General features: G+C 38.2%; 15 protein-coding genes, 1 pseudogene and 1 riboswitch. Of the genes and pseudogenes, 9 read left to right on the top strand and 7 right to left on the bottom strand.

Annotated features, from left to right (window positions below):
* The first annotated feature begins 99 nt into the window (after positions 1 to 99).
* Both KHA88_RS17900 and floT read left to right on the top strand, forming a co-directional pair.
* On the top strand, positions 100 to 630 hold the full coding sequence (locus tag KHA88_RS17900) for an NfeD family protein (RefSeq protein ID WP_213099831.1): 531 nt from the start codon (positions 100 to 102) through the stop codon (positions 628 to 630).
* Between the two features lie 24 nt (positions 631 to 654).
* On the top strand, positions 655 to 2,199 hold the full coding sequence (gene floT / locus KHA88_RS17895) for a flotillin lipid rafts scaffold protein FloT (protein ID WP_283247455.1): 1,545 nt from the start codon (positions 655 to 657) through the stop codon (positions 2,197 to 2,199).
* Between the two features lie 87 nt (positions 2,200 to 2,286).
* On the opposite strand, the gene mreBH is transcribed toward floT, so the two are convergent.
* Positions 2,287 to 3,294, bottom strand: coding sequence for a rod-share determining protein MreBH (gene mreBH, locus KHA88_RS17890; protein ID WP_213099690.1), 1,008 nt, complete (start codon positions 3,292 to 3,294; stop codon positions 2,287 to 2,289).
* 284 nt (positions 3,295 to 3,578) lie between these two features.
* Positions 3,579 to 4,100 carry an acyl-CoA thioesterase gene (locus tag KHA88_RS17885; protein ID WP_213099691.1) on the bottom strand — a complete coding sequence of 174 codons (522 nt, stop codon included), beginning with the start codon at positions 4,098 to 4,100 and terminating at the stop codon, positions 3,579 to 3,581.
* 233 nt (positions 4,101 to 4,333) lie between these two features.
* On the opposite strand from KHA88_RS17885, the gene KHA88_RS17880 reads away from it, so the two are divergent.
* Entirely contained in the window at positions 4,334 to 4,633 is a 300-nt protein-coding gene (locus KHA88_RS17880; RefSeq protein WP_213099692.1) for a hypothetical protein, read from the top strand.
* Positions 4,634 to 4,698: 65 nt separating this feature from the next.
* On the opposite strand, the gene KHA88_RS21060 is transcribed toward KHA88_RS17880, so the two are convergent.
* From KHA88_RS21060 to KHA88_RS17865, 4 genes and pseudogenes are all read right to left on the bottom strand, one after another.
* Positions 4,699 to 5,670, bottom strand: a complete 972-nt coding sequence (locus KHA88_RS21060) for an IS3 family transposase (protein ID WP_346729206.1) — start codon at positions 5,668 to 5,670, stop codon at positions 4,699 to 4,701.
* Between the two features lie 137 nt (positions 5,671 to 5,807).
* A pseudogene (locus KHA88_RS21355) lies at positions 5,808 to 6,101 on the bottom strand (transposase); the annotation flags it as partial.
* 87 nt (positions 6,102 to 6,188) lie between these two features.
* Positions 6,189 to 7,421, bottom strand: coding sequence for an aminopeptidase (locus tag KHA88_RS17870; protein WP_213099694.1), 1,233 nt, complete (start codon positions 7,419 to 7,421; stop codon positions 6,189 to 6,191).
* A gap of 121 nt (positions 7,422 to 7,542) precedes the next feature.
* Positions 7,543 to 7,986 carry an Rrf2 family transcriptional regulator gene (locus KHA88_RS17865; protein ID WP_213099833.1) on the bottom strand — a complete coding sequence of 148 codons (444 nt, stop codon included), beginning with the start codon at positions 7,984 to 7,986 and terminating at the stop codon, positions 7,543 to 7,545.
* Positions 7,987 to 8,187: 201 nt separating this feature from the next.
* On the opposite strand from KHA88_RS17865, the gene hmpA reads away from it, so the two are divergent.
* Positions 8,188 to 9,411 carry an NO-inducible flavohemoprotein gene (gene hmpA / locus KHA88_RS17860; protein WP_213099695.1) on the top strand — a complete coding sequence of 408 codons (1,224 nt, stop codon included), beginning with the start codon at positions 8,188 to 8,190 and terminating at the stop codon, positions 9,409 to 9,411.
* 64 nt (positions 9,412 to 9,475) lie between these two features.
* Here the strand turns inward: hmpA and KHA88_RS17855 are convergent, their stop codons facing one another.
* Entirely contained in the window at positions 9,476 to 10,483 is a 1,008-nt protein-coding gene (locus KHA88_RS17855; protein ID WP_213099696.1) for a metal ABC transporter substrate-binding protein, read from the bottom strand.
* 508 nt (positions 10,484 to 10,991) lie between these two features.
* Between KHA88_RS17855 and ytaF the strand changes: the two genes are divergently transcribed.
* The 5 genes from ytaF to KHA88_RS17830 all read left to right on the top strand — a co-directional run bounded on the left by ytaF (position 10,992) and on the right by KHA88_RS17830 (position 16,127).
* Positions 10,992 to 11,627, top strand: coding sequence for a sporulation membrane protein YtaF (ytaF, locus tag KHA88_RS17850; protein ID WP_213099697.1), 636 nt, complete (start codon positions 10,992 to 10,994; stop codon positions 11,625 to 11,627).
* A 358-nt stretch (positions 11,628 to 11,985) separates the two neighbouring features.
* A complete protein-coding gene (locus tag KHA88_RS17845) occupies positions 11,986 to 12,618 on the top strand; it encodes a DUF1232 domain-containing protein (RefSeq protein WP_213099698.1) in 633 nt (210 codons plus the stop codon).
* A 56-nt stretch (positions 12,619 to 12,674) separates the two neighbouring features.
* Positions 12,675 to 13,628 (top strand): LCP family protein, encoded by a 954-nt coding sequence (locus KHA88_RS17840; RefSeq protein ID WP_213099699.1) that lies wholly within the window; start codon positions 12,675 to 12,677, stop codon positions 13,626 to 13,628.
* Between the two features lie 77 nt (positions 13,629 to 13,705).
* Positions 13,706 to 13,869: riboswitch (M-box (ykoK) riboswitch) on the top strand.
* Between the two features lie 228 nt (positions 13,870 to 14,097).
* Positions 14,098 to 15,429 carry a magnesium transporter gene (gene mgtE / locus KHA88_RS17835; RefSeq protein WP_213099700.1) on the top strand — a complete coding sequence of 444 codons (1,332 nt, stop codon included), beginning with the start codon at positions 14,098 to 14,100 and terminating at the stop codon, positions 15,427 to 15,429.
* A 122-nt stretch (positions 15,430 to 15,551) separates the two neighbouring features.
* Positions 15,552 to 16,127 (top strand): phosphatase PAP2 family protein, encoded by a 576-nt coding sequence (locus tag KHA88_RS17830; protein WP_213099701.1) that lies wholly within the window; start codon positions 15,552 to 15,554, stop codon positions 16,125 to 16,127.
* Positions 16,128 to 16,336 lie beyond the last annotated feature (209 nt).

The following is a 16,336-nucleotide window of genomic DNA, read 5'->3' as shown; positions in this document are numbered from 1 at the left end:
TAAGCCCCTCATCCGTATAGAAATTATCGGAGGGAGGAAGACGATAACAAAGCGGGCATGGTAAAATGAAATTAAAACAATGTAAAGGGATTGATGTCCATGACACTGTTTGGCATGTCGATCGAAACACTCTATCTCACATTGCTTATTGTTTCGGGAAGCTTGACGATTTTATACTTATTTTTTGGTGACGCTTTGGAAGGTCTTGGGGAGGCAGCCGGATTTTTAAGCCCTGTATTGATTCTCGCTTTTATTTCCTTTTTTTCCGCGGGGGGCTATATTCTTGAAAAAGTCACTGCGATTCATAGTTTCATAATTATTGCCATAGCAGCAATCGCGGCCGTTCTTCTCGATATTCTTTTAAATGTATTTGTACTTGTTCCAATGAAATCAGCGGAACAATCGCTCAGCTATACGGAAAAATCACTGGAAGGCCGTGTAGGTAAAGCGATTATCTCTATTCCTGAACAAGGATTCGGAGAAGTGGTGATTGAAAGCTACAGTGGGATGATTTCTAAACCTGCTGCCAGCTTTGAAGATACTCCGATTTCTGAAGGCACAGAAGTGTTGGTCATCGAAGTGAGAAATGGAGTTTTGTATGTTACACCGTATCAGCCAAGTTTTAAATGAAGAAAGATTAAAGGGGGAACTTAAATGATGGAATTTGGGATTTGGATTGTAGTAGGTATTGTTGCATTTATTCTTATCGCATTACTTGGTGTGTTTGTCACAAAATATCGGACAGCAGGACCAGATGAGGCATTGATTGTGACAGGGAGCTATCTAGGTGGGAAAAACGTCCACACAGACGAAGCAGGTAATAAAATTAAAATTATTCGCGGTGGCGGTACGTTTCTACTTCCTGTTTTTCAACAGGCAAAGCCACTTAGTCTATTGTCGAGTAAACTTGAAGTAACGACTCCAGAAGTATATACGGAGCAAGGTGTGCCGGTTATGGCAGACGGAACGGCGATCATTAAAATAGGTGGATCGATCGGTGAAATTGCAACAGCAGCTGAACAATTTTTAGGGAAAACGAAAGATGATCGCGAGAATGAAGCAAAAGAAGTCTTGGAAGGTCATCTACGTTCTATACTAGGTTCGATGACTGTCGAGGAAATTTATAAAAACCGGGATAAATTTTCCCAGGAAGTGCAGCGGGTAGCTTCACAAGACCTTGCTAAAATGGGTCTAATCATTGTTTCTTTTACCATTAAAGAAGTTCGCGATAAAAACGGTTATCTGGATTCATTAGGAAAACCTCGAATTGCGCAAGTGAAGCGTGATGCGGACATGGCAACGGCTGATGCTGATAAAGAAACACGAATCAAACGTGCGGAAGCTGCCAAGGAAGCGAAAAAAGCTGAGTTGGAGAGGGCAACAGAAATTGCTGAAGCAGAAAAAATCAATCAATTGAAGATGGCAGAATTTCGCCGTGAACAGGATATTGCCCGTGCGAATGCTGACCAAGCGTATGACTTAGAAACAGCTCGTGCAAAGCAGGAAGTTACAGAACATGAAATGCAGATCAAAATTATCGAGCGTCAGAAACAAATTGAGCTTGAAGCAAAAGAAATTCAACGTCGCGAACTACAGTACGATTCAGAAGTGAAGAAGAAAGCAGATGCTGATCGTTACTCCGTTGAGCAGTCTGCGACAGCGGAGAAAATGAAACAAATGGCTGAAGCGGATGCCCATCAATACCGGGTGGAAGCGACTGCCAAAGCAGAAGCAGAACGAGTACGTCTAGATGGTGTAGCGAGAGCCGATGCACAACGGGCTCAAGGGGAGTCTGAAGCAGAAGTTATTCGGTTGAAAGGGCTCGCGGAAGCCGAAGCGAAACAAAAAGTAGCCGAAGCATTTGAAAGATTTGGTCAGGCTGCGGTTCTCGATATGGTCTTGAAAATGCTTCCTGAATACGCGAAGCAAGTTGCAGCACCACTTGGCAACATTGATAAAATTACGGTGGTGGATACAGGCGGCAACGGTGAAGGCGGGGCCAATAAAGTGACGGGCTATGCGACGAACTTAATGGCAACAATGCAGGAAACACTAAAAGCATCATCTGGCATTGATGTGAAGGAACTGCTCGAAAACTTGTCGGGTAAGCATAATGTCCGAGAAAGCATCGATGCTTTAACGTATGAAATGCGAGAAAGCAAGCATAAAGAAGAGGCACGTGAAGAGGAGCCTGTTTAAGCAAAAAAGTAAACCCCCGAGAGTTTAATAGCTCTCAGGGGTTAATTTTTTTGATTTCCAAAAAAATGGCGTGGATACTAAATCGGTTTATGTCGCAGCCTTTTGGAGCTTATTTATAAATTTAAGCGAACGTCCAGTTCCGATTGCAACTGATTCGAGTGGGTTTGGTGCAATATGAACAGGAACGATAATTTCTTTACTAAGCCATTCTTGGAATCCGTTCAGGAGAGAACTTCCTCCGGTTAAAACGACTCCACGGTCAACGATGTCGCCGCTTAGCTCTGCAGGGGAATTTTCCAAAGTTGCCCTGATCGCTTCTAAAATATGAAGTAATGATTCTTTTAAAGCATTTTGAATTTCAAGTGAGCTGAGTGTAACTGTTTGAGGCAGTCCAGTCACAAGATCGCGTCCGCGAACGTCCATCTTTTTTTCTTGATGCTCGATTAGCGCGTAGCCAATTTCTATTTTAATTTGCTCGGCTGTTCGTTCTCCAATTAGTAAATTGTAGTTTTTTCTAACATGTTGAATGATATTATCATCCAATAAATCACCGCCGACTCGCACAGTGTTACTTGTGACTACGCCTCCGTACGAAATAATAGCAACTTCAGTCGTCCCGCCGCCGATGTCAACAATTACATTGGCTACTGGCTCTTCAACAGGCAGATCTGCCCCAATCGCTGCCGCAACAGGTTCTTCAATGAGATGCACATTTTTGGCACCACAAGCTTTAACTGCATCATGGATTGCACGTCGTTCCACAGATGTAGCCCCTGATGGAGTGCAAACAACTACATCAGGTTTTCTAAGCGCGAATCCGATTGTTTTCCCTGCTTTTTTCATAATTTCCTTTAGGAGTTGACTCGTAATATCAAAGTCTGCAATGACACCATCACGCAACGGACGGACTGCAACAATATTACCAGGTGTTTTTCCGATCATACTTTTTGCCTCTGCACCGACCGCAAGAACTTGATTTGTTTTTGTGTTAACTGCGACTACTGATGGCTCGTTTAAAATAATTCCCTTGTTTTTTGTATACACAAGTACGTTTGCCGTACCTAAATCAATACCAATTTCTGTATTGGAAAACATAATTTTCACCAAACCTTTGATTTATTTAATAGAAAACCGAAATATAAGTTTATGTACAGTTTTCCATAAGTATAGACAACTTTTTAATAGATTGCTTGCAACAGATTATGGAAATTGAGAAATGTTACAAACATATCACGTTAAATAACGCTTCAAACCGTTGGTACTAAAGGGATTGGGGCTTTGGTGTTCAAACGTCTTGTTATGAAAACTTAACCATTCTGTAAAAAACAAATGTCGACTTTTTTGTAAATAAGAAAAAACAGCCAAAGGAATCCAGCTGTTTATTCATTAATTGAGTTATTGGAAAAAAATGCGGCGAGGTCTTTGCTTTCTTGTTTGCGTATTTTCCGGTGAGCTGCTCTTGAACTTGCTGTTTCATTCAACCAGCGTTCTTCTTCTGTTTCTGGAACTACTTCCGGAACAGGTGTAGGCTTTCCAGTGTCATCTAATGCAACAAAAGTTAAAAATGACAATGCTGCTATTGATTGTTCTCCCGTTAACAAATGTTCAGAAGTGATTTTTACGAATACTTCCATCGAACTCCTTCCAGTCCAGGTGACCATTGCTTTTAATGTGACCGCATCACCAGTCCGAATAGGTTTAATAAAATCAACTGAGTCAGTTGATGCAGTTACAACCATATTTCGAGCAAATTTAACCGCTGCGATCGAGGCCACATCATCAATATACGACATTAATTTGCCTCCGAATAATGTGCCGTGATGGTTCGTATCTGGTGGCAAAACATGGCTTGTTTTAATCGTTACAGTTTCTTTCATAAATTTCTTTGTTGGCTGTTCCATAACTTTCACCTCTAAAAATAATGATCTGTTGATTCAGTATACCACTTTCCCGGTATTGGAAACACGTCTCTATTTTTGTTGAAAAAAGTTTAAATCTATGGTTTAGGTTGAAAATAATAGGGAATAGTAAAACACAGAGATTTACCTAGGACATTCAAAACATGGTTCCTCAAGGATGAATGTATCGTTTTAAGGAAGATTTTCAACTTTTTAATCGAGGGGGAAGACGAGCTATGGACAAGATGACAAGAAGGATTAGATGTAATCCGGACGGTACAGTAGTCTTTAAACGTTGGGACAATACCCTTGTAATAAAAGGAAAATCTGAAACGATTCATGAACCTGAAAATGGTTATATGGAACAGGATGGCATGCGAATTGATTATTATTCCGATTACGCTGGGGAGTTGCAGAACGATCAAGGGATGACGGACAGTACAGATGCTATTGATAAGGGATTGGAAACTGAATCTTACCTCAGTACTTTTGACGACCATTTGATTCACGGATGGGAAACCGAAATAGAATATTAATAAAGGTCAATCATATAAAAAGAGCCCGCATTTTGTGCTGAACCCCATAAGTTAGACTTAAATATTTAAGCAGCTAGTTGACTGGTATGAAGACGGTATTCAACCGGGCTCATGCCAGTCAATTTTTCTTTTATCCGTTCATTGTTATAGTAAAAAATATAATCAGTCACTGCTTGCTTAAGCTCTTCAAATGAGCGATAAACTTTACCATAATACATTTCCTGTTTCATTATGCCGAAGAAATTTTCCATTGGCGAATTATCCAAACAGTTACCTTTTCGGGACATACTTTGAAATATATCATTATCTTTTAGTTTCTTTACATATTTTTTCATTTGATAACCCCATCCCTGATCAGAGTGTATAGTCGTTCGATAGGGGCAATCTTTTGTTATTTCAATTGCTTCATCTAAAGCATCCATGATTGCTTTTGCGTTCGGGCGTTCTGAGAACCGAAAGGATAATATTTCACCATTAAACATATCTAGAAACGGATCTAAATAAGCCTTCTTGATGATTATTTTTCCATTAGAATCGGTCGTGTAGTATTTGAATTCAGATGTATCAGTTGTTAATTTTTGATGTGGAATGCTTGTATTGAATCTACGGTTGACAAGGTTTTTTGAAATCTTACCTACAGTTCCTTTATAAGTACTGTATTTACGAGATTTGCGTGTGTATGATGTACAAGTAATACCAAGTTTATTGGTAATCCGTAGGATTTTTTTGTGATTTACGATATAACCTTTTTTACGCAATTCCAAATCAATTCGGCGATAGCCGTAATTTCCATTATGTTTGTCTACAATATCTTTGATAATCTTTTCAATCTCTTCATCTGGATTTGGTTCAATAAATCGTTTTTGCCAATACATATAGGTTGCCTTTGGAAAACCTGTTGCTTCAAGGATAACAGCTAATTTGAATTCTTTTCTGAGTTCGTGGATGACCCTAGATTCTGTTTTAGCAGTCGGCTCGGAATATTTATCCCTAAAGCTCGGAGCTTTTTTAAATAGGCATTCTCCGCACGAAGTAATTCTATTTCTTTTAAAAGTTGTTCTTCCTTCGTCAATTTCTTCTCATTCTTTTTCTTCTTTGGTTTGTTGGACATTGATGGACGCCCCTTTGATTTAGAGAGCCCTTCAATGCCTTCTTTTTGCCATTTTCTCAACCAGTCATGAACCATAGGCGGGTCAGTAATGCCAAATTTTCTAGCAACTTCTTCAAAGGAATCTCCTGTTTTTACCTTATAGTTTATGACATCTATTTTAAATTGAACAGGATAATTCGTATTTACCTTTTTAGTAGCCAAGCCCTGTTTCCCAAATTGTTGGAACGCACTGACCCATTTTCTTATATTCGTTTTACTTCGAATTCCAAATCTAATGGCCAAGGAAGCATATCCACCTTCGCCAGCTAAATAAGCGTCAACCACTTTTTGTTTGAATCCTTCATCATATTTGACCATAAAAAACACCCCAAAAGTTAGATTTGGTTCGTCTAACTTTTGGGGTGCACATCATTTCAATTTGCTGGGCTCTTTCCTTATCAACATTTAAAATGCCCAATCACCTTTACGGAAGATTGGCTCGGCTTCACCTGTTTCTGTAATGCCGTCAATATCCATCTCAGCAGACCCAATCATGAAGTCCACATGGGTGATACTTGAATTCAGTCCATTTTCTGCGAGTTCTTCTTGAGTCATTTGTTTTCCGCCTTCTAGACAGAACGCATAGGCGCTGCCAATTGCAAGGTGATTAGAGGCATTTTCATCAAATAAAGTATTATAAAATAAAATATTTGATTGTGATATTGGTGAATTAAAAGGGACGAGTGCTACTTCACCTAAGTAGTGCGAACCTTCATCTGTTTCAACAAGCTGTTTTAAAATTTCTTCGCCTTCTTTTGCTTTCACATCAACGATGCGGCCATTTTCAAACGTTACCGTAAATTCATCGATGATATTTCCTCCATAGCTTAAAGGCTTTGTACTTGAAACATAGCCGTTTACCCCATCTTTATGAGGGACGGTAAAAACTTCCTCGGTCGGCATATTAGCCATAAATTCATGCCCTTTTTCATTTACGCTTCCAGCCCCAGCCCACAGATGTCCTTTTGGCAATTCAATCGTTAAATCTGTGCCAGGCGCTGTATAATGAAGCTTTTTATAGCTTTTCTTATTTAAATATTCCACCTTCTCATGAAGGGTCTCGTCATGTCTTTTCCACTCATCAACAGGGTTGTCAAGGTCCGTTCTTGTTGCTTTGAAAATGGCTTCCCAAAGTTTTTCGACCTGCTCTTCCGGTGCTGCATCTGGAAATACTTTTGCAGCCCAATCTTTAGACGGAGTAGCAATCACTGTCCAACTGACTTTATCAGATTGTATATACTGGCGATACTTGTCCAACGCCTGGCCTGCGGCTTTTTGGAAATTGGCTATGCGCTTCGGATCTACGCCTTTTAAGAGGTCCGGACCAGAAGAAACAACAGACATAAATGCTGCACCGTTTTCCGCCAACTCTTCCATTTCACGTGCACGCCATTTCGGATATTCTTGGAATGCTTCGTCGGGAGCTAAATCATATTTTAGTCTGGAAACTACATCATCATTCCAGTTGACAATTACATTCTTTGCCCCAGCTTCATAGGCTTTTTTTACGACAATTCTAATGAATTCTGCATTATCTATTGTTGTATTGATCGCAAGCGTTTGTCCCACCTGCACATTCACACCGACTTTAACTGCAAGTTCAGCATATTTTTCGAGTTTTTCCTGGAAATTGGACATAAGCACTCTCCTTTAATTTGTTCAGAATCTTCTAATCCATTTTAACAAGACATATGAAGAATGCCAATTAACAACACACCATATAAAACTAATGTCCTCTTTCCTAAAAGAAAAGAGGACATTAGTTTTTATCTATGCCTAGCAACATACGGTAACCAAGGGGATCTGATACGAGGTCGGCGATCGTGTATTCATCGAGGACAGCCAAGTAGGCAGTAAGTGCACGACCGAGAGCATGTTTTAAACCGCAAACCGGCGAAATAACACACGGGTTTGGACTATCTCCAAAGCAAGGAACGAGTTTAAAATCATCCTCTGTCTTACGGACAATCGCACCGACATTAATTTCTTCAGGTGGAAGGGCAAGCCTAATTCCACCGCCTCGGCCACGAATCGTAATGATAACCCCCATTTTTCCAAGTTCATGGATGACTTTCGTTAAGTGGTTCCTCGAAATGTTATATGCTTCTGCAATTTCGGTTATATTGGATATTTCATCTGCCCGTTTGGAGGCTAGATAAATTAATACGCGTAAAGAAAAATCTGTATAATTTGTTAATCTCAATTTCATCACCTGCCTCTCATTTAATTATACAACTTTAAAATGGATAATAACGATAGATAGGCTTATTTAAGCTGTTCGTGACCATTCAAAGGAGATTTTGTGACAGCTTTTTTAAACATGCATTCAATTTATATCTTTAAAAAAGATCCTAGTGTACACTAAAGGTGTATTTAAAATACATCTTAAAAAGGAGTCTTTAAAATGGCACTTTCGAAAAAAACAATCGACATTATTAAATCGACTGCACCAGTATTAGAAGTTCACGGTGTAACAATTACATCAGTTTTTTATAAAAATATGTTTGCAAATCATCCGGAATTATTAAATATATTCAATCATTCTAATCAATCACAAGGCCGCCAACAAACAGCTTTAGCGAATATGGTATATGCAGCTGCTCAAAATATCGATTGTCTCGAATCATTGCTTCCAGCTGTAAAAATGGTTGCTCATAAACATCGTGGCTTAGGTGTTAAGCCTGAACACTACCCAATCGTTGGACAACATTTGCTTGGAGCTATTAAGGAAGTACTTGGCGACGCTGCTACAGATGAAATCATTGATGCATGGGCTGATGCCTATGGAGTCATTGCTCAAGTATTTATCGATGTCGAAGCTGACATGTATGAAGCGGCGGAAGAACAGGCAGGAGGTTGGGATGGTTTTAAAGAGTTTACAGTTGCCGACAAAGTGAAAGAGAGCGATGTTATTACTTCTTTCTATTTAAAAGCAGTAAACGGAAAAGCTATTCCTACTTTTAAACCTGGGCAATATATTACCGTTCGAATTCATATTCCAGGTGAAACATACGCCCTCAATAGACAATATAGTCTTTCGTGTGCACCAGGCCGCGATTATTTTAGAATTTCGGTTAAAAGAGAAGCGGATTTCAAACCGAACGGAAAAGTTTCTAATTTCTTGCATGACCATATATTTGTTGGCGATAAAATTGAAATTAGCGCTCCAGCAGGAGATTTCTATTTGGAAATTGAGGAAGATGCGCCTCTTTCATTGATTAGCGGTGGGGTTGGCCTTACACCTATGATGAGTATGCTGGATGCAATAGTTAACACTAATTCAAACCGGAAAGTAACTTTTATTCATTCAGCAAGAAATGAGGCATTACATGCGTTTGCAGCTGAAGCTATGGAAATGACGGAAAAGCTTGCAAACGGAGAAATATACTATGGCTATGAAAACCCAATAAACGCTGCAGGAATTCATCATTTTACAGGTTACATCAGCCAAGAATTTTTGGCAGAGAAGGTAGATAAAGATACCATCTGCTATATATGTGGTCCAGTCCCATTTTTGAAAAATGTCGTGAATATGCTCGCTAGTTTGGGCATTCCCGAAACAAATATCCGTTATGAATTTTTCGGTCCAGCGATGGCTTTGGAAAAGGAAAAGCAAGAAGCAAAATAATGAAAAATTATTAAAAAGTCCAGGGACGGCCACATTGGCACGTTCCTAGACTTTTGTTTTTTACTTAATTGGATAAAGCTGTTTTAAGACCTTCGATATTTTTATTCATAATGCTAAAGTAGTCTTCCTGATTTTTAAGATCATTTTCCGTAATATATTCCAAATTATGCAACGTAATAGCTTTTGTTCCGGTTTCTTTTTGAACCGCAACCGCAACCTTTGTTAATGGATTTTGATCATAAATAATATATGAAATATTATGCTCTCTAGCTGTTTCAATAATGGTTTGTAACTGTTTTTGCGAAGGTTCATTTTCAGGGCTTAATCCCGAAATGCTGATTTGTTTAATGCCATATCGATGTTCCCAGTAACCATATGAAGCGTGGGAAACCAAAATTTCCTTACGATCGGAAGCTTCGATCGTTTCCTTTAAATTTACATCAAGTTGTTCAAGCTTCAATTTTAAATCAGCGTAATTCTTCTCAAACTCTTCTTTTGCAGAAGGCATGGATCCAACTAGGGCATCTTTAATATTTTCGGCCATTTTGCTGGCATAGATTGGATCTAACCAAATATGTGGGTCTTTATCATGGTGATGATGTCCATCGGGATCTTCACTTGAATGATCTTCATCGTGGCCATGTTCATGTCCGCTTTCGTCGTTTCCGTGATCATGATGATCTCCTTCGCCACTCAATAATTCAATACCTTTAGAGGCTTCTACCATGGTTACCTTTTCCTTAGATAAAGTCTTTTTCGTTTTATCAATAAAAGATTCAAGACCAGCCCCATTGTAAATAAATAAATCAGCATCAGCGATTTCCATCATCAATCTCATCGTCGGTTCGAATGTATGAGCATCCGCTCCCGCAGGATATACGCTTTTTACCTCCACATGCTTTCCGCCAATTTTCTTCGTAAAATCCTCAATCGGAAAAATCGTAGTGAAGATTTTTAGCGTTTCAATGTCTTTGTTAGTCTCTAATGGTGGATTCGGTTGATTCGTATTACACCCGCCTAGAAATGCAGCAGTAAGTAATGCAAATATAAAAAAGATAGATTTTAATTTCATAGTATTCCCCTTTATTTTCAATAAATCGTAATCGTTACGATTTGTATAATATAATAAAAAATGAAAGTTGGCAAGAGGGGAGTTCTTTAAAAGAGATAGACCAGCCCGAAATTCCATGTGTGTATGGAACACAATTCATGATCACTATTTTATTCCTATGAAGACAGCTTTATGTTTTTTGAATAGTAATCTGTCTTCATACATCCCCAATGAAGACAGCTTTATCCTTTTTGCATATTACTCTGTCTTCATGAACGAATGCCCCTATCCAGTATCGTGAAATCGTTGCTGTATCTATTCCTGTTAGCAGGCTAAGCTTCAGGATCGAAAGCTAGCGTTCTTTTTTTCAAGATACCAAAATTTTCACTGCTCCTTATTGACATTATCAATCTCCTATTTCAATATTAACAACAGGTGTTGACTTATTTTCAACGGTTTTAAATTGGATAAGCACATTTAGTCAATTTGAACAATACCATGTAAAAAAATATAGGGAGTGTTTTTTAAAATGACGATTTGGGCGACATGGCTTATCATTTTGGCATTTGCTGTTTCATCAAGCATAGATAATTTAGGAGTAGGAATTTCTTATGGTATTCGAAACATCCACATTCGAATAGGTCCAAACTTTATGATTGCTGTCATCTGTTTTCTTTTTAGTATGGGGGGAATTTCATTTGGACTTTGGCTCTCAAATATTCTTCCTGGCATGCTTCCTGTAATCTTCGGGTCGTTCTTACTGTTTGTTATCGGGATTAGAATTATTTTATTGGCTGCCCCTCGAAAAAAAAGGACGCCAACTGTAAATAGTAAACAATCCCGAAGCATTGCAGGTATATTAAAAAATCCTGAGTTAGCGGATGTTGATCAGTCAGGGGAAATTGGTTGGGGGGAAGCTGTGCTTCTCGGCATTGCATTATCGGCGAATGCACTTACTAATGGTCTAGGTGCCGGTTTGCTTGGTTTATCACCACTTGCTATTTCTTTAACAGCAGCAATTGGCAGTTTCATCAGTGTATGGGCGGGTGTGAATTTAGGAGTCAAATTAGCAAATGTTCGGATTGGTTCTTTTACTGTAGGGCAATTTGGAACCGTGTTAAGCGGAGTTATCATTCTAGTAATCGCTATTACAGCATTCATTTAGTCTAGGAATTTGGTAAATAGGGGAGTTATTTTAAGGAAATGGTTTTCTAGTTGTATTGGGATATTCAAGGAACCCACATGCGACTCCTGGATATATTACAATAAAAAGACGAGTAGTATGCCAAAAGGTCATTTATTCATTAGCCTTCATAAGGATAATGAACAAATGGCCTTAAGTAGAAGTTGGAATAAATAAAGCGAATGCGATATTTGTTGACAATTTGTCAACAAATATGTATATTCGATACAAATACCTGTAACAGCTAATACAATAGCTGGCTTAAGTTTGGAAATTTATTGGGTATTGTATTGACAACTGTAACCATCCTCATTAATTCATTTAGAAAGGAAAAGAGCTCATGTCTGAAGAAAATCATCTCGGTTTGATGTTAAGAGAATTATTGAATAAACGTTCGTTGTCAATGCGTAAACTTAGTGAACTCACTGAAATTGATACAGCTACGATCTCGCGGATTATTAATGGTAAACGAAAAGCAAATCTACAACACTTAGAAAAATTTGCTGACTGTCTTGAGGTTCCCATAACAGAATTATTTGAGGCAGCAGGTTATCCGATTGAAAAGAGGCAGGAAAAATCACAATCTGAAATTCAAACATCTGTTAAGGTAATTGAAAATTTTCTCGAATCCTCTAATTTATATGATAAAAAGTTTAGTATCGCAAGTGTAGAACAGAAACTTACTAGTTACGGGCAATATTCAGAAACAGAAGAGGGGAAGGATACGATTCTTAATAGCTTTGATGAAAAGCTTCAGAAAGTTGGGAGCATAGGTCCGTTTATTTGTCACTTGAAGGATTTATTTAAGAAATTTCGTCTAAGGAAGGGTACTCCATATGAACTGGCCATAATTGGGAGTGCATTATTGTATTTTATTATCCCAGTCGATGTTATTCCGGATTATATATTTCCTATCGGCTATTTGGATGATGCTATCGCTGTACAAATCGTTTTAAATTTACTCTCTGATTGACATTTGGCACTACTATATACATTGGTTTTTTATTTTAGGAATAGGTGGTAACTTTCATGGAAAGTAGACAAAAAAAGCCAACTACACGCAAATGGCTTAGAAATCTTTTTATATTTTTTACTTTATTAATAATAGCTGTAGGCACGTATAGTATTGTTCAATATAATAAAGGGTTATCTGTGGCAAAAGAAGGTCCATATAAGGATGATGGAACGACATTTGAACCCTTCGAAGGACCCGAACCGCAATTTGGAGAAATAAATATTCTATTAATAGGAAGTGACTCAAGAGGCGATGACCGTGGAAATTCTGATACCCTCATGATTGCTCACTATAATCAGAACACTCATGATATGAAAATTGCTTCCGTCATGCGAGATACGTATGTCGATATTCCTGATCATGGAAAGCATAAAATAAACGCAGCTTTTGCCTTTGGTGGACCAGAATTATTAAGGAAAACGATCAAGCAAAATTTTGATATTGATATTAATTACTATGCAGTGATAGGCTTTGATGGGTTTCCAAAAATAGTCGATGTCCTCGCACCCCACGGAATTGAAGTTGATATCCCATATGAAATGTCTTATGGCATTGGTATGACCTTACATCCAGGTAAACAAGTTTTGCATGGAAAGGAATTGCTAGGTTATGTTCGATTCCGCCAAGATCGCTTAAGTGATTTTGGACGGGTAGGACGTCAACAAGAGGTTATGTCAAAGCTAAAAGAGCAGGCTGTAAGTATTCATAGCTTGGTGAATCTGCCCAAAATGCTTGGTATCGCAGATCCATACATTGATACAAATGTAGAGACGGGAACACTGCTCGCCATTGGCAAAGGTTTAATTGCTGGGAAATCTAAACAAATGGAGACGGTTAGAATACCTATTGAAGATTCTTTTGTGAATGAACGAGTTGACATAGGTGCAGTTCTTAGTATTGATATTGATAAAAACAAGCAGGCTTTAAAGGAATTTCTATCTTCAAGCGAAGAACTTGCATCACAATAATCTGTTTTCAGAAATATAATGATAATACCACTTGATAAAGTTTAATGTTTAATCTTATAGTATATGAGCATAAAATAATATTTCCTCGTTAGGTGAGGCTCCTGTATAAACATAAGCCACTGCCCAAAAACATCGAGAGATGCCAATGGGTAGAACAGGTCTTGTCGACTTAAGGCATGACATAATGTGGCTGAGCGAATGCTCTACGTTGTACAGTGCTAAAACTCAACAGGGGGGCTTTTTTTTGATCCTCCTTGATGTTTATTAAGGAGGATTAATTATTTTAAAAAGCGATATTTAAGGGGGTGATAATGGATGGATGATGAACCGGATAATAACTTGTTAATCTTGTTACTTCAATTGAGGGTAAGTGAGTTTGAAGGATTTTTTCACCATTCATTGTCACTAAAATTACGATGGCATTTACCCTCATAACTATTAAAGCTTACAACTATTGGGGGTAATCATAATGACAGAAGAATTAAAAAATGTTCTAGCTGAATTTGATCAGCTTTCTTTCCATGAATTTATCGAAAAATATCAACCATATGATTTGGCTGAAATGGTAACAAATCTTAATTACGAAGATCAAATTGCATTTTTTGAAACAGCTCCACAAGATTTAGGCGCCGAAATTATCGAATTCCTTGAGCCAGAATTGCAATATCGGATCATGGATCATTTAGCGGATGACTCCACCATCACGTTACTTAACGACATGTCGAGCGATAAAGTAGTGGATTTGCTGTTAGCAATTCACCCGCACCAAGCAAAAATATTAATGGAATTTTTGCCAGAAGATTACCGGGAAAAAATCAAAACCTTAATGACGTATGAGGCGAACACAGCGGGAAGCCTTGCAACTGTTGATTATATTGGCGCTCGAAAATCTTGGACCATTGATTTTACTTTGCAGCATATTCGAAAAGTTGGCCATGATGCGGAACTCGTTTCCTATATCTATGTCATTGATACACATGGAAAATTGGTAGGTGTCGTTTCCCTGAAAGACATTATTTTACAAAAGCCAACTACTACACTTGAGGAAATTATTAAAGAAGATGTGATCTCTGTTTCCGTTGAGATGCATCAAGAAGAAGTTGCAGATATTTTGACTAAATATGATTTAGTGGCAATTCCCGTATTAACAAAAGATCATCGTATGATCGGTATCATCACTGTTGATGATTTAATCGATGTTATTCATGAAGAGGCCACTGAAGACATTCAGAAACTTGGGGGGAGTCAGCCTTTAGTCGAACCTTATTTTAAAAACTCCGTCTGGAGTGTCTTCCGAAAACGGATCGGCTGGCTGCTTATTCTATTTGTTGCGGAAGCTTATACAGGGAATGTCCTGAGGCATTATGAAGATACTCTTGAAGAAGTAATAGCTTTGGCGTTCTTTGTTCCTCTGTTACTCGGGACAGGTGGAAACACAGGTACACAGACAGTTACGACATTGGTTCGTGCTATGGCAGTAGGAGAGGTACAGTTTAAGGACTTTTTTAGGGTAATGCGGAAGGAGATTACTACAGGAGTTTTTCTAGGGCTTGCCATGGGAATTGTTACTCTTATCCGAGCTCAAATACTAGGGGTTGGCTTTGATATTGGAACTGTTGTTGCCATTACAGCTATTTTTATTGTCATTTGGGCTTCATTCGTTGCAGCGATATTGCCTTTGATTTTGCATAAATTGAAGGTTGATCCTGCCGTTGTATCTGGACCATTTATTACAACTTTTGTCGATGGAACAGGGCTGATTATTTATTTCACACTGGCAAGGGTGATGTTGAACTTATAATTCAAAGCCCGCAGTTTGCTACTAATTTATATAGTAAATTGCCGGTTTGAAAAATGGTGCATCACCATGTATATTTTACTAGGTTAAAAAAAGATAGAAATTGGCATGTTAGGAGAGGCATTATGAATCTTGATTATAAAATTTTTGAAATGGTTAATCGATATGCGGGACAAAGCAATTTGCTTGATCAAATAGTCATTTTATTTTCTAAATTTGGTCCAATTTTATTTGGGATGGTATTTATATGGCTTTGGTTTTCAAAATCGGGGAATAAATATCTAAATAGACAAATAGTATTGTATGCATTAACGATAACAATTATTGCGCTTGGGGCGAACAAAATAATTGAAATGTTATATTATCGACCCCGTCCATTTGTTACCCATGCGGTAAATTTACTAAGTGACAAATCGAGCCTAGACCCATCTTTTCCAAGTAATCATTCCGCTGGATCATTTGCCCTAGCATTTGCTCTTTTCTGGAAACGGAGAAAGATTGGTATTGTTTTATTAGTTGTTGCAGTTTTTATGGCTCTTTCAAGACTTTACATCGGGGTTCATTATCCACTAGATGTAAGTGCTGGTGCAATCATAGCCTTCATAGTTACTTTCGTAGTAATGTCGCAAAGTCGTTTGCTTGAACCGTTTTATAAGAGGATCATTCATATCTTTAGTAAAAAAGATTTTAAACAAAAATAAATATCAGGTCCATTTATTGCCACATGTGCTGGGATTATACTCGATATTTATTTCATGATTAAGCAGCAGCCCCCTCTTCTGATATTTTCGAGAGGTGGCTGCTGCTTTTTATTGAAAGACTTTTTAACGTTTTTCCGAAAGAAGTCTCCCTCTTCAAGCGTGTGAAGGGCGTAGCCCAACAGTAAGGGGGAATTTCGGTTGGGCGCTAG

Source organism: Lederbergia citrea (genome assembly GCF_018343525.1).
Lineage (GTDB): Bacteria > Bacillota > Bacilli > Bacillales > Bacillaceae_C > Lederbergia > Lederbergia citrea.
Note: the sequence above shows the minus strand (reverse complement) of the source record. Positions and strands in the feature narration are given on the sequence as shown.

Coding starts and splice junctions, on each gene's coding strand:
- KHA88_RS17885 (WP_213099691.1), bottom strand. CDS start 4,100: ATGGAACAGCCAACAAAGAAATTTATGAAAGAAACTGTAACGATTAAA.
- ytaF (WP_213099697.1), top strand. CDS start 10,992: ATGACGATTTGGGCGACATGGCTTATCATTTTGGCATTTGCTGTTTCA.
- KHA88_RS17840 (WP_213099699.1), top strand. CDS start 12,675: ATGGAAAGTAGACAAAAAAAGCCAACTACACGCAAATGGCTTAGAAAT.
- KHA88_RS17855 (WP_213099696.1), bottom strand. CDS start 10,483: ATGAAATTAAAATCTATCTTTTTTATATTTGCATTACTTACTGCTGCA.
- KHA88_RS17830 (WP_213099701.1), top strand. CDS start 15,552: ATGAATCTTGATTATAAAATTTTTGAAATGGTTAATCGATATGCGGGA.
- hmpA (WP_213099695.1), top strand. CDS start 8,188: ATGGCACTTTCGAAAAAAACAATCGACATTATTAAATCGACTGCACCA.
- mgtE (WP_213099700.1), top strand. CDS start 14,098: ATGACAGAAGAATTAAAAAATGTTCTAGCTGAATTTGATCAGCTTTCT.
- KHA88_RS17900 (WP_213099831.1), top strand. CDS start 100: ATGACACTGTTTGGCATGTCGATCGAAACACTCTATCTCACATTGCTT.
- floT (WP_283247455.1), top strand. CDS start 655: ATGATGGAATTTGGGATTTGGATTGTAGTAGGTATTGTTGCATTTATT.
- KHA88_RS17870 (WP_213099694.1), bottom strand. CDS start 7,421: ATGTCCAATTTCCAGGAAAAACTCGAAAAATATGCTGAACTTGCAGTT.
- KHA88_RS17880 (WP_213099692.1), top strand. CDS start 4,334: ATGGACAAGATGACAAGAAGGATTAGATGTAATCCGGACGGTACAGTA.
- mreBH (WP_213099690.1), bottom strand. CDS start 3,294: ATGTTTTCCAATACAGAAATTGGTATTGATTTAGGTACGGCAAACGTA.
- KHA88_RS17845 (WP_213099698.1), top strand. CDS start 11,986: ATGTCTGAAGAAAATCATCTCGGTTTGATGTTAAGAGAATTATTGAAT.